Origin of the sequence: Neorhizobium alkalisoli, from assembly GCF_007829835.1 — a bacterium.
GTDB lineage: Bacteria > Pseudomonadota > Alphaproteobacteria > Rhizobiales > Rhizobiaceae > Neorhizobium.
The window spans coordinates 102,044-114,028 of the sequence record NZ_VIWP01000004.1; the positions used below are offsets into that span (position 1 = coordinate 102,044).

Here is an 11,985-nt window from a genome sequence, read left to right on the forward strand (position 1 = left end):
CTGAACCGAAAAACGCCGGGGAGATTTTAGCTCGCCCGGCGTTTTAATGTCCGTTCATAGAAAAACGTGGGCGTCAGCCAAGCGCCTTGATCGCTTCCATAACGTCGTCTTCGAGCGTAAGGCCCTTCAGAACGGCCTCGGAGCGCAATCCACGGCCACGTTTGCCCGGCAGGCGCACGCCGTCCTGACCGGCCATCTCGGCCGCCAGATGCGCGATCCGCTCTGTCGTACCGCCGCCCGTCGAGGCATCCGGGTCGATCGCGATGATCGAATGGCCGAGAGACGGCGGCGGACCCTTTTCATCGAACAGCGAGCTGGCTTCATGGGAAAAATGTGCGCCCGTCAGGCCGGCCGATAGTACTTCCACCATCAGCGCCAGCGCCGCACCCTTGGCCCCGCCGGAAGGCGCCATCGTGCCCTTCATCGCGGCAAACGGATCTGTCGTCGGATTGCCGTCGACGTCAAAAGCCCAGTCATCGGGAATGGCGACATTCTTCTGCGTCGCTTCCATCACCTTACCGCGCGCCACCTTTGAAAGCGCAAGGTCGATGACCAGAGGCTCGCCCTTTCGGGCCGGTACGGCAAAGGCGATCGGATTGGTGCCGAACAGCGGCTTCTTTCCGCCCCAGGGCGCCATGGCCGCCGGCGCATTGGCAAACATCATCGCCACGAGGCCGAGTTCGGCAAACCGTTCGACGGTCAGTGCCATCACGCCCGCATGGTGGGAACGGTTGATCGTCGCAAAGGCAATGCCCTGTTCGCGGGTGATCGCCGGAAGTTCGGCCACAGCGAGGTCGAGTGCCGGATAGGCAAAGCCATGCGCCGCATCGATTGCCAGAATGCCGGGTTTCGGGCGCGTCGAAACGGCAACTGCCTTGCCATCCACCTTGCCGGTGCGAACCTGTTTCACATAGGCCGGAACGCGACGCAGGCCGTGGCCGGACTGGCCGGCGGCTTCCGATTGCACGAGCGCGCGTGCCACGGAACGGGCGGTCGCGGGCAAAACGCCGTTTTCTTCGAAAACGCTGCTCACCAGCGTTTCGGCTTCTTCGATTGTCATGTTCATGCAGGCTGTTCCGGATCGTTCTTGGAAGGGAGGAACCCTGCTATACCCTTATCCGCGCGAGCAGGTTAGTGCCTGGACGAGATAATTCGGAACACCGGCCGGCGGTGCCGGGATCGGCGAGGCGCGGCGCACGACCGAGACGAGATAGTCGTCGATCTGCCCGTCGCCCGAGGAGCGCGACAGCGAGACATTCGTCACATTGCCACCGCCATCGAAGCTGAAGCGCACGGCGGCCGTACCCGCACCATTGCCGGGGCAACGGCGGGCATTGCGGGCCAGACGCGACTGCACGCGCGATTTCCACGTGGTCGGCGACATCGACGAGAAGATCGAGCCAGTAGAGGTCTGCGTGGCCGCGGTGCGGTCCGACTGCTCGGTCTGGAGCTTGGCTTCCGCCATTTCCTTCTGGGCCTGCTGCTGCTTCGGCTTCTGCACCTTGCGCACCGGCTTTTTCGGCTCTTCCTTCGGTGGCGGCGGCCTGACGACCGGCAGCGGCACTTCGACATTTTCGAGCGCTGCCGTCACCTTTTCCTCGATCGGATCGACCGGTTCCGGCGGCTCGGGCAGCGGCTCGGCAATTTCCGGCTCGGGTTCAGGCTCCGGCGGCACTTCCGCGACTTCCTGCGGAGGCTCCGGTTCGGGCGGCTGTTCGACGATTTCCGGCGGCGGCGGTTCGACAGGCTCCGGCGTCTGTTCGGCAACGGGCTGAGGTTCCGGCTCGGGCTGAGCTTCCTCGACCGGCTGCGTTTCGTCGCTCTTGACCTCTTCCTGGTTCATGGTCTCGGTCGCGACCTGTTCCTCTTCGGTCTTGGCAGCCTCGGGCTCTGGCGCAAGCTCGATCATGATCGCGGCAGGCGGGCCGTTATCGGCGGGCTTTTCAGGCTCTTCCTGCATCAGCAGTGCCGCGGCCGCGATATGCACAGTCACGACCAAAAGCGCGGCAGAGGTCCACAGACCGACCTCGCCAAGCTTTCCGCTGAGCTTCCTGTGCGGCATCATGCCGTTCATGGATTGCCTCCGCTCGGGGCAGCAGCCGGTGCGGGCGCTGCGGTTCCGGGAGCTGTAGGAGCAGCTGCAGGCGCGACAGGAACCGTCTCCAGCCCGACCAGCGCGATCTTCAGGTAACCGGCGTCGCGCAGAAGGTTCATCACCTCCATGAACTGGCCGTAATCGACCATCTTGTCGGCGCGCAGGAAGACCCGCGTATCCTTGTTGCCTTGCGTCACCCGATCGAGCGTCGCGGCCAGCTGCTCGCGGGCAACCGCGTCATTGCCGAGATTGAGGGAAAGGTCCTGTTTGACGGTCAGATAAAGCGGTTCGTCCGGCCGCTGCGCCGGCTTGGCGCTGGAAGCGGGCAGGTCGACATTGACGTCGACGGTGGCGAGCGGAGCCGCCACCATGAAGATGATCAGCAGAACCAGCATGACGTCGATGAACGGCGTCACGTTGATCTCGTGGTTTTCGGGAAGCTCTTCGCCGTGATGTTCGCGGATACCGCCAGCCATGATGTTTTAGCCTCCGGCAACCAGCGAAACCGGGCCGGTCTTGCGGCTGCCCGGAGGTGCCTTGCGGAAATCGAGATCGCGGCTGACCGTGCGCTCGACGCCGGCCGCCACATCGGCGAGCAGCTGCCGGTAACCGGTCACGGCGCGGGCAAAGACGTTATAGATGACGACGGCCGGGATAGCGGCCACGAGGCCGATCGCGGTCGCAAGCAGCGCTTCGGCAATGCCGGGTGCCACGACGGCAAGGTTGGTCGTGTTCGACTGCGAAATGCCGATGAACGAGTTCATGATGCCCCAGACCGTTCCGAACAGGCCAACGAAGGGAGCAACCGAACCGATCGTCGCCAGAATGCCCGTGCCGCGCGCCATGCGACGGCCGGCATAGGATTCGATGCGCGACAGGACCGAGGAGACGCGCTCCTTGACGCCGTCATTATGGGCGTAGTCGAGCGCGGCTTCCGAAAGGTTGATCTCGTGGGCCGCGGCATGCAGCATCAGCGCTGCGGGACCGCCGCGACGGCCGGTCTTTTCCAGCGCTTCCGGCAGCGTGCGGGAATGGCGGACGATCTTCATCACCCTGTTTGCGCGGGCACGGGCGCCGGCCAGTTCCATCGTCTTGGCAACCCAGATGGTCCAGGTGACGAGCGATGCCAGAGCAAGCCCGCTCATCACGCCCTTAACCACCCAGTCGGCGGCCATGAACATGCCCCAGGGCGAGAGGTTATGCGGAATGTCGGAACGCTGGCCCGGCTGGGCGAGCTCGGTTGCGACCGGTGCCGGTGCGGCAGCCGGGGCAGGGGCTGCGGGAGCCGCGGATGAAGCTGCCGGTGCCGGCGTTTCGGCAGGGGTAGCAGATGTGGCAGGCGCGGCCGGTGCAGTTTGCGTGGAAGGCGTTGTTACCGTGTTCGGCTGTGCCGGGGCGGTCTGCGATGCTGCCGGTGCAGTCGCTTCCGGTGCGGGCGCCGGGCTTGCCGGGGCAGGGGTGGCAGGCGTCTGTGCCACGGGGGCGGCTGGAGCCTGAGCTGCCGGGGCCTGCGTAGGCTGAGCCGGCGTGGACTGGGCCTGATTTTCGTTGGCGGCCGGCGCGGTCGGCTGGCTGGTGGTTGCGGCGGCCGGCTGTTCGGGAGCCTGCGCCATGACCGGTGCTGCCATCAAGGCAAGCGCCAAAACCGCACTGGCGAAATATGCCGGTTTGGCGACCGGCAGACGCGTTTCGACAGCGATGGGCTTGGTGGCAGCAGACATGGCAATTGATACTCCGACTGGTCGCCGCAAGTCGGATTTTCCGCCTTGGGCGCGATCTTGTCCGCTCACGCGCGGCCGGACGCCGGCGTCTGAGCTTGCTGCTATGCGATAATAAACATGACTAGAAATGGCAACTAATAAATCTTGAGCAGTTAAGGCAATTTTGCGGCGGTGCCGTCGCCCTGGCGCATGGCGGGCGTCAACCGGGTCGAAAACGCGCCGGATAAAGCAAAACCGCCGAAAATTTCTTCCCGGCGGTTTCTGAAAAGTGATGACGCTTTGAAGGATCAGAGCGTGCGGGTGATGTGTTCCACGCGGAAGCACTCGATCGTGTCGCCGGCGCGGATGTCTTCGTAATTCTCGAAGGCCATACCGCATTCCTGGCCCATCGGCACTTCGGAAACTTCGTCCTTGAAGCGCTTGAGGGTCTTGAGCTTGCCTTCGTGGATGACGACGTTGTCGCGCACCAGGCGGACGCCTGCGCCACGTTCGACCTTGCCTTCGACGACACGGCAACCGGCAACCTTGCCGACCTTGGTGATGTTGAAGACTTCCAGGATCTCGGCATTGCCGAGGAAGGTTTCGCGACGTTCCGGCGAAAGCAGGCCCGACATCGCTGCCTTCACGTCATCCACCAGATCGTAGATGATGTTGTAGTAGCGGATCTCTATGCCGTTGCGCTCGGCAACCGTACGGGCCTGTGCATTGGCACGGACGTTGAAGCCGATGATCGCGGCGTTGGATGCCTCGGCAAGCGAGATATCCGATTCCGTGATCGCGCCTGCGCCCGAATGGACGATGCGGGCACGCACTTCGTCGGTGCCGAGCTTGTCGAGCGATGCGATGATCGCTTCGACCGAACCCTGCACGTCGGCCTTGATGACCAGCGGGAATTCCTTGAAGCCGGTATCCTGCAGCTTGCTCATCATCTGCTCGAGCGAACCGCGCTGGCCGGTCTGGCGTGCGACAGCCTTGTCGCGTGCCAGGCGCTGGCGGTATTCGGAGATTTCACGAGCGCGGCTTTCGTTCTCGACGACGGCGAAGCGGTCACCCGCAGCCGGCGTGCCGGAAAGGCCAAGGATTTCGACCGGCATGGCCGGACCGGCTTCCTTGACGTGGTCGCCCTTGTCGTTGACGAGGGCGCGGACACGGCCCCACTGATCGCCGGCAACGATGATCTGGCCAGGCTTCAGCGTACCCTTCTGGACGAGCACGGTCGCAACCGCACCACGGCCACGGTCGAGCTGGGCTTCGATCACGGTACCTTCGGCAGTCCGGTTCGGATCGGCCTTGAGGTCGAGGATTTCGGCCTGCAGCAGGATCGCTTCGAGCAGCTTGTCGAGGTTCAGCTTGTTCTTCGCCGAAACTTCGACGTCGAGCACTTCACCGCCCAAGGATTCCACGAAGACTTCGTGCTGCAGCAGCTGCTGGCGCACTTTTTCCGGCTTCGCTTCGTGCTTGTCGATCTTGTTGATCGCCACGATGATCGGAACACCAGCCGCCTTGGCGTGGTTGATGGATTCGATCGTCTGCGGCATCACGCTGTCGTCGGCAGCAACGACCAGGACGGCGATATCGGTCGCCTGGGCGCCGCGGGCACGCATCGCGGTAAACGCGGCGTGGCCGGGGGTGTCGATGAAGGTGATCTTCTGACCGTTCTGCTCGACCTGATAGGCGCCGATATGCTGGGTAATGCCACCGGCTTCACCCGAAACGACGCTCGTCTGACGGATGGCGTCGAGCAGCGAGGTCTTGCCGTGGTCGACGTGACCCATGATCGTCACGACCGGCGGACGGGAAACCATTTCGCCTTCGTCGTCGGCCTGGTTGAAGATGCCTTCTTCAACGTCGGATTCCGAAACGCGCTTGACGGTATGACCGAATTCGCCGGCGATGAGTTCTGCGAGGTCGGCGTCGATGACGTCGCCCGGCTTCATCATCTGGCCTTCCTTCATCAGGTACTTGATGACGTCGACAGCACGTTCAGACATACGCTGCGACAGTTCCTGAATGGTGATGGTTTCCGGCAGGATGACTTCGCGCATGACCTTTTCGCGCGTTTCCTGCATCTGGCTGCGGCGGAATTTCTCCTGCCGGCGGCGCATGGCGGCCATCGAACGGCCACGGGCGTTGCCGTCGTCATCCGTGCTGGCAGCGGTAATCGTCAGCTTGCCCTGGCGGCGACCTTCGTCACCCTTCGGACGTGCCGGCGGCTTGGCCGGAGCCGGAGCCGGTACACGACCGCGACCCGGAATGATGCGTGCTGCGGGACGCTCTTCTTCGTCGTCCTGACCGCGGCGGCGGCCTGCGACCGGCTGGCCGGCAGGTGCAGCAGCACCAGGCGCCGGACGCGGCGGCTGCGGACGATTGTCAGGCGTGCGGCTGGCCGGCGCTTCGCGCTCGGAGGTCCGTGCGGCAGCCGGAGCCGGAGCGGCTTCGGCAACAACGGGCTCTTCAACGACCGGCGGACGGTTCTTGGCTTCTTCCGCCAGACGGGCGGCTTCGGCAGCTTCCTCGACCTTGCGACGTTCTTCTTCGACCTTGCGGCGGGCTTCGTCTTCGGCACGCTGCTTGGCTTCGATGACTTCGCGGGCCTGCGCTTCCATCAGCGCGCGGCGACGGGCTTCCATCTCGCCTGCCGACAGATCGTGCAGGACGTTCGGACGCTGCTGCTGGCGCGGAGCCGAGCTGGACTGCTGCGGACGCTGGTTGCCCTGCTGGCCACCACCCGGGCGCTGACCGCCCTGCGAACCGCCCGGGCGCTGGCCCTGGTTATTGTAGCCGCCCGGGCGCTGGCCCTGCGGGGAAGGCGTGTGCATGCGCGGTGCCGGTGCAGCGGGCTGCGCCGGGCGCGGCGGCTGCTGCTGCGGTGCGGGCTGCTGAACCTGCGGCTGAGCCGCAGCGACCGTCTCGACCGGGCGCGGTGCGGCAACCGGTGCTGCTGCTGCTGCAACGGGCGCAGGGGCTGGCGCAGCAGGTGCTGCCGCCGGAGTAAATGCTGGCTTTTCGTCCATCGGGCGGGTCGGGCGACGCTTTACCGTCTCGACGACGACCGCCTTGGTGCGGCCGCGACCCATGTCCTGGCGCACCGTACCCTGCGTCACACCCGACGGCTTCAGGGTAAGGGTCTTCTTCACGCCCAGTGTCTTGTCGTCTTTATTATCGGTCATTCCGTTCCTGTTCCTTCGCACAGGAACGGATGGAAGCCATCAGAACCTGTCGTTTAATCCGTACATATCGATAGGCGTCCGGCTAAAGCCGGTGACCCGCATCATTCTTTCGGCATGTCAGCGACACCCTTGGTCTGGGACAGACCGCCCTTGCGGTACTGTTCAAGTAGGTTTGCGCGCTTCACTACACCCTCACCCGCCTGTCCCGCAAGCGCGCAGGCATGGATAAAAGCATTCGCGGCCATCACTTCGTCCAATTCGGCTCCAGTGAAGAGCGAAAAGGACGGAATGTCTTCCCCGGTGCCTGAACCGAGCATCCAGGCCTTGCGGGCCTGGTCTATCTTTCGAACGCCGTCGGCCGCCGCATCGGATGCGTGGAAGACGGCAAGTGCTGCGCCGGAGCGCACGGCGGCATCGACCTTCATGGCGCCAGTCACGAATTGGGACGCCTTGCGGGCCATGTTCATCATGCCGATCAGATCGGCTGCGAGCAGCCGGTCAACAAGGGCGCCGAGATCGGCGTCGGGCTTCACCCCGGTCTTCAGTGCCCGGGCAAAAATGTTCTTGGCGATCGCACGCTCGACAAGCGCGCGTTCCGCCTTGACCCAGCAGCCCCGGCCCGGAAGCTGACGCTTCAGGTCCGGCACCACCTGGCCGTTGGGGCCGGCCACGAAGCGGATCAGCGTTTCCGGCGATCCAGCCTCACGGGTGACGATGCAGGTACGGTCGTTCACGGTAATGTCGCCCAACCCGTCATCGTCATCGGCCTCCCGCTCCGTTGGGAGCGGTATCATTCCTGTTCTGCGGCGTCCGCCTCCTCGGCCTCAGCTTCCGGCTGGGCGAGATCCGCTTCGGTGATCCAGCCGGCCAGAAGGCGAGCCTGTACGACCATGTTTTCGGCTTCGGCGCGCGAGACGTCGAACTTGGAGAACAGGCCTTCGAACTTCTTGGTTTCGCCGTCCTTGCGTTCGCTCCAGCCGACGAGATCGTCCGCGGCGCAACCGGCAAAGTCTTCGACCGTCTTGATGCCGTCTTCGCCGAGCGCGACCAGCATCTGGGCGGTGAGGCCGTCGATCTGCTTCAGTTCGTCCTGAACGCCGAGCTCCTTGCGCTTGGCATCCATCTCGGCTTCGATCCGCTCCAGATATTCCTTGGCGCGCATCTGGATTTCGTTGGCGGTGTCTTCGTCGAAACCGTCGATCGAGGCGATTTCGTTGAGGTCGACGTAAGCCAGTTCCTCGACGGCGGCAAAGCCTTCCGAAGCCAGAACCTGGCCGACCATTTCGTCGACATCGAGCGCTTCCATGAAGAGGTTGGTGCGCTCGTTGAATTCCTTCTGACGGCGTTCCGATTCTTCGGCTTCCGTCATGATGTCGATATCCCAGCCGGTCAGCTGCGAGGCGAGACGGACGTTCTGGCCGCGGCGGCCGATGGCCAGCGACAGCTGCTCGTCCGGAACCACGACTTCGATCCGCTCGGAATCTTCGTCGAGAACGACCTTGGCGACTTCAGCCGGCTGCAGGGCGTTGACGATGAAGGAAGCCGGATCCTGGCTCCACGGAATGATGTCGATCTTTTCGCCCTGAAGCTCGCCGACAACGGCCTGAACGCGCGAACCGCGCATACCGACGCAGGCGCCGACCGGATCGATCGACGAATCGTTCGACAGAACGGCGATCTTGGCGCGCGAACCCGGGTCACGGGCAACCGACTTGATCTGGATGATGCCGTCGTAGATTTCCGGCACTTCCATGGTGAACAGCTTCACCATGAACTGCGGATGGGTACGCGACAGGAAGATCTGCGGGCCGCGCTGTTCGCGGCGGACGTCGTAGACGAAGGCGCGGACGCGGTCGCCGTAACGCATGTTTTCGCGCGGGATCATCTCGTCACGACGGATGATGCCTTCGCCACGGCCGAGATCGACGATCACGTTGCCGTATTCGACGCGCTTGACGGTGCCGTTGACGATTTCGCCGACGCGGTCCTTGAACTCGTCGAACTGGCGGTCACGCTCGGCTTCGCGCACCTTCTGCACGATGACCTGCTTGGCCGACTGGGCGGCGATACGGCCAAAATCCATCGGCGGCAGCGGATCGGCAATGAAGTCGCCGATCTTGGCGTCGACATTGCGGTCGAGGGCGAGAGCCAGCGGGATCTGCGTGCCGTAGTCTTCCGCATGCTCGACCACTTCCAGAAGACGCTGCAGGCGGATTTCGCCGGTCTTGGAATTGATGTCGGCGCGGATATTGGTCTCGGAACCGTAACGCGAACGGGCGGCCTTCTGGATGGCATCGGCCATCGCTGCCAGCACGATCTCGCGATCGATGACCTTTTCACGGGCCACAGCATCTGCAATCTGCAGAAGTTCAAGCCGGTTTGCGCTCACTGCCATTGTCGTTGGTCTCCGTAAGTCGGGATGTCTTCAAAACGTCGTGCCATCAGGCAGGACATTGTCTCGTTATTCTTCGTCTGGCTCGTCGTTCTGGTTGGCCGCCTGCTGCTTTGCCAGCTTGTCGGCCTTCAGCGCGTCGCGGATCAGGTCATCGGTCAGGATGAGCTTGCCCTCGGCCAGCGCCGTGAACGGGATCGTTACGCTCGGCGCTTCGCCATAGGCGACCTGGTCGCGCTCGATGGTAAAGCCTTCCGTATCCGCCGCGACGATCTTGCCGCGGAACCGCTTGCGATTGTCGACCATGATCGAGGTTTCGCATTTCACGATATGCCCGCTCCAGCGGGTGAAATCCGACTTGCGCACCATCGGCCGGTCGATGCCGGGCGAGGACACTTCGAGATGATACTCTTTATCGATCGGATCTTCCACATCAAGAACGGGTGAGATCGCCGTCGAGACCGCCTCGCAGCCGTCGACATCCATCGTGCCATCGTTGCGTTCGGCCATGATCTGCAGCGTCGCGCCGTTCTGGTTCAGCATCCGGACCCGCACGAGACGGAAATCCATGGAGGTGAGAACAGGCTCGATGATTTCGGCGATCCTGAGTTCGAGCCCGGTCTCGACGATGAGACGCGGCTCGTTTTCGATCTGCTGCATAAGCTCTCCGGTTCATGATCCCCGCGGGTTACTCGGAGCGGGGCCAATGCTGGACTTGAAGCGATCGCCTAACAAAAAAGAGCGGGTCCGGGAGGGCCCACTCTTCATCGGACGATCAAGAATATGGGCTGCATATACGCGCTTGGGGCGGCGATTGCAAGGGTTCGTGTTTTGCCGGCCTCCAACCCCTGCGGGCGGCATAATACCATCAGATCACTGGCCAAGTCGCTGGAATTCGATCTCCGATCGCCTATAACAATCTGGAACGAATATAAAAGACGAGGATGCGCGGTGCCGGAACGGATCTCGACCTTGGCCCCTTTCAAGGTGCCGACCTTCCGGATGATCTGGATCGCCAGTATCGCCTCCAATTTCGGCGGCCTCATCCAGGCCGTCGGCGCCGCCTGGATGATGACGGCAATTGCCAGTTCGCAGGATATGGTCGCGCTGGTCCAGGCCTCCAATGCCCTGCCGATCATGCTTTTCTCGCTGGTGGCCGGCGCACTCGCCGACAATTACAATCGCCGCAGCCTGATGCTGACCGCGCAGCTTTTCATGCTGATCGTCTCGATCACGCTCACCGTCTTCGCCTATCTCGGCCTGCTGACCCCCTGGCTGCTGCTCGGCTTCACCTTCCTGATCGGCTGCGGCACGGCGCTCAACAATCCCTCCTGGCAGGCTTCGGTCGGCGACATGGTCCCGCGCGAAATCCTGCCCTCGGCCGTGACGCTGAACAGTGTCGGCTTCAACATCACCCGCAGCCTCGGCCCGGCCCTCGGCGGCGCGATCGTGGCTGCTGCAGGGGCCGCGGCCGCCTTCGCCGTCAATGCCTGCAGTTATCTTGCCATCATCTACGCGCTGTTCCGCTGGAAGCCGCAGCGGATCGACGACAGCCTGCCGCGCGAAACGCTTTTGCGCGCACTGTCGGCCGGTCTTGGTTATGTGGCCATGTCGCCGAACATCCTCAATGTCCTGCTGCGCGCGCTGATCTTCGGTTTTTCCGCCAGCGCCATCCTGGCATTGCTGCCGATCGTCGCCCGCGATATCGTCCATGGCGGCCCGCTGACCTATGGCATCATGCTCGGCGCCTTCGGTGTCGGGGCAATCGCAGGCGCTATGTCCAATGCCAGACTGCGTGAAAAATTTTCGAGCGAAATCATCGTCCGATGTTCCTTCACCGGCTTTGCAGCCAGTGCCGCGGTGATCGGTATCAGCACCAATGCCACGGTGACGACGCTCGTTCTCTTCATTCCCGGCGCCTGCTGGGTTCTCGCTCTGTCGCTGTTCAACACGACCGTGCAGCTCTCGACGCCGCGCTGGGTGGTCGGCCGGGCCTTGTCCTTCTACCAGACGGCGGCCTTTGGCGGCATTGCGGCCGGCAGCTGGATCTGGGGTCTCGCTTCGGATGGGCTTGGCGCGCCCGCGGCCCTGTCGATTGCAAGCCTTGCCATGCTCTTCGGCGCGGTCATTGGCTGGCGCATGCCGCTGCCGCAATTCGGCGACGTCAATGTCGATCCGCTCAACCGCTTCAACGCGCCGCTTCTCAGCCTCGACCTGCAGCCGCGCAGCGGCCCTGTCGTGCTGCTGATCGATTACCTGATCGACGAGAAGGACATTCCCGAGTTCTTGAGCCTGATGGCCCGCCGCCGCCGGGTCCGTATCCGTGATGGTGCCCGCCAATGGGCGCTGATGCGCGATCTCGAACATCCCGATACATGGACCGAGACCTATCACACGGCCACCTGGGCCGATTATGTCCGCCACAACCAGCGCCGAACCCAGGCCGATGCGGAGATCTGGGATGCGATCCGCAAGCTGCACCAGTCGGAAGACATGCCAAGGGTGCACCGGATGATCGAACGCCAGGCGATTCCGCCGAGCGACGACATCTTTCACAAGCCGCATATCGACCTGCATCATTGATGATGATGGAGTCGTTTCGCTTTT

At 63.4% G+C, this 11,985-nt stretch carries 9 protein-coding genes; 1 reads left to right on the top strand and 8 read right to left on the bottom strand.

Annotation, left to right across the window (positions count from 1 at the left end):
* Positions 1-73: 73 nt before the first annotated feature.
* The 8 genes from FHW37_RS16165 to rimP form a co-directional block, all read right to left on the bottom strand.
* Positions 74-1,066 carry an Ldh family oxidoreductase gene (locus tag FHW37_RS16165; protein ID WP_145638238.1) on the bottom strand — a complete coding sequence of 331 codons (993 nt, stop codon included), beginning with the start codon at positions 1,064-1,066 and terminating at the stop codon, positions 74-76.
* 48 nt (positions 1,067-1,114) lie between these two features.
* Positions 1,115-2,074, bottom strand: a complete 960-nt coding sequence (locus tag FHW37_RS16170) for an energy transducer TonB family protein (protein WP_145638239.1) — start codon at positions 2,072-2,074, stop codon at positions 1,115-1,117.
* A complete protein-coding gene (gene exbD / locus FHW37_RS16175; RefSeq protein WP_145638241.1) occupies positions 2,071-2,571 on the bottom strand; it encodes a TonB system transport protein ExbD in 501 nt (166 codons plus the stop codon). Before exbD ends, FHW37_RS16170 begins: the two co-directional genes overlap by 4 nt.
* Before the next feature lie 6 nt (positions 2,572-2,577).
* On the bottom strand, positions 2,578-3,708 hold the full coding sequence (exbB, locus tag FHW37_RS16180) for a tonB-system energizer ExbB (RefSeq protein WP_210249305.1): 1,131 nt from the start codon (positions 3,706-3,708) through the stop codon (positions 2,578-2,580).
* 395 nt (positions 3,709-4,103) lie between these two features.
* The gene (gene infB / locus FHW37_RS16185) at positions 4,104-6,986 is read right to left on the bottom strand and encodes a translation initiation factor IF-2 (RefSeq protein ID WP_145638242.1); all 2,883 of its coding nucleotides are present in this window, start codon (positions 6,984-6,986) and stop codon (positions 4,104-4,106) included.
* 101 nt (positions 6,987-7,087) lie between these two features.
* On the bottom strand, positions 7,088-7,780 hold the full coding sequence (locus FHW37_RS16190) for an RNA-binding protein (protein ID WP_145638244.1): 693 nt from the start codon (positions 7,778-7,780) through the stop codon (positions 7,088-7,090).
* Complete coding sequence (nusA, locus tag FHW37_RS16195; RefSeq protein ID WP_145638246.1) at positions 7,777-9,381, bottom strand: transcription termination factor NusA; 1,605 nt, start codon at positions 9,379-9,381, stop codon at positions 7,777-7,779. The genes FHW37_RS16190 and nusA overlap by 4 nt, the downstream gene beginning before the upstream one ends.
* A 66-nt stretch (positions 9,382-9,447) precedes the next feature.
* Entirely contained in the window at positions 9,448-10,038 is a 591-nt protein-coding gene (rimP, locus tag FHW37_RS16200; protein ID WP_145638247.1) for a ribosome maturation factor RimP, read from the bottom strand.
* A 291-nt stretch (positions 10,039-10,329) separates the two neighbouring features.
* Here rimP and FHW37_RS16205 point away from each other — a divergent pair, with 291 nt between their 5' ends.
* Positions 10,330-11,961: an MFS transporter gene (locus tag FHW37_RS16205; protein WP_145638249.1), complete on the top strand. Its 1,632-nt coding sequence runs from the start codon at positions 10,330-10,332 to the stop codon at positions 11,959-11,961.
* The last annotated feature ends 24 nt before the right edge of the window (positions 11,962-11,985 follow it).